Raw genomic sequence first — 1,682 nt, forward strand, 5'->3', positions numbered from 1 at the left:
AACAAGAGTTCCGGTTCACCGCCCATACCTCGAGAGGAGGCCCCGAGATGACATCGACGCAGGACACCAGCAACGACAGCACCGACAGGGCTATCGACGTGCTCAACGGGCTCCTTGGGGGTGTCGAGATCCTGGCTGTACACGAGCCGAAGTCGGGCCGGAAGTTTGTTCCCGGTGCCGGCGACAGCAACACCCCGACCAACGCCGTCGAACACGCCCTCCAACGCGCCGCACGAACCGTGGACTACGACGCCTGGCTCGAACACACCACCTCCGCAGGCGGCTGCGTCGCCCCCATCCGGCTACGCGGCGAGTCCCACGTCGTGTCCGAACGCACCGGCCGCATCATCTCCACCCGCCACACCGACGACATGCCCGGACAGGTCATCTACAAAGCCTGCGGGAACCGCCGTGCCGCCGTCTGCCCCTCCTGCGCCGAGACCTACCGAGGCGACACCTACCAACTCGTCCTAGCAGGCCTGCAAGGCGGCAAAGGCATCCCCGCCACCGTCGCCCAGCACCCGTCCGCGTTCGTCACCTTCACCGCCCCCACCTTCGGACCCGTCCACGGCACCCGCTCCATCCGCACCCGCGACGGCCAGAACTGGACCATCAGGAACCGGCCCTGCCGACCCCGCCGCGAACCCGAGCACTGCCCACACGGCGTGGACCTGCGCTGCCACCAGACCCACCGCGACGGCGAAAAGATCCTCGGCACACCGCTGTGCCTGGACTGCTACGACCACGACCACCAAGTCGTCTGGAACGCCCTGTCCGGCGAACTCTGGCGACGCACCATGGAACGCGCCAAAGACATCCTCCGCACCGAAGCCAAGAAGCACGGCGCGACCGTCAAGCTCTCCTACGGCAAGGTCGCCGAAATGCAAGCACGCGGCGTCGCCCACTTCCACGCCCTCATGCGCCTCGACGGCGTCAACCCACTCGACCCGTCCGTCCTCGAACCCCCCGTCTGCGCCGCGACCTTCACCATGCTCGCCGACGCGGTACGCCGTGCCGCCGAGACCACCCGCTTCCGGTCCCTGCCGCACCCCGACAATTCCGACGGCTGGCTCATCGCCTGGGGAAGCCAACTCGACGTACGAGCAGTNCGTCGCCGGATACCTCGCCAAATACGCCACCAAAGGCGCCGAAGCCACCGGCCACTCATCCGCGCGGCTCACGGCGGCAACCGTCAACCGGTACGCCAACCAGTACAGCCATGCCGGCCGACTGGTCGACGCCTGCTGGCGACTCGGACGGCCCGGATCCGACCTGGACGAAGTCGAAGCCGCGAAGAACTCCGGACGCCTCTCCTACCGCCGACTCCAGAAGTGGGCACACATGCTCGGCTTCGGCGGCCACTTCTCTACCAAATCCCGCCAGTACTCCACCACCCTCAAGGCCCTCCGCGAGGCACGAGCGAACTGGCGACGTGACCACCACCGCACTCAGGACCACACCGACGACGTAGAAACCACACTCATCGTCGGCAACTTCACCTACGCAGGCACCGGCTGGAAGACGACCGGTGACGCGCTGCTCGCCAACACTGCCGCGGCCAAAGCTCGTGAGCACCGACGACTCGTCAAGGAACTGATTGCCGAGAACAACGACTGACACGTAACTGTCAAAGGAGGAATGAAGTGTCTGTGCCGAAGCATCGAGACGATCGGCTGTGGAGC

1 pseudogene is annotated in these 1,682 nt (G+C 66.3%); it reads left to right on the forward strand.

Features of this window, described 5'->3' with window-relative positions:
- The first annotated feature begins 47 nt into the window (after positions 1-47).
- A pseudogene (locus ABD211_RS33965) lies at positions 48-1,617 on the forward strand (replication initiator).
- The last annotated feature ends 65 nt before the right edge of the window (positions 1,618-1,682 follow it).

Origin of the sequence: Luedemannella flava, assembly GCF_039528515.1 — a bacterium.
Taxonomy (GTDB): Bacteria; Actinomycetota; Actinomycetes; order Mycobacteriales; family Micromonosporaceae; genus Luedemannella; species Luedemannella flava.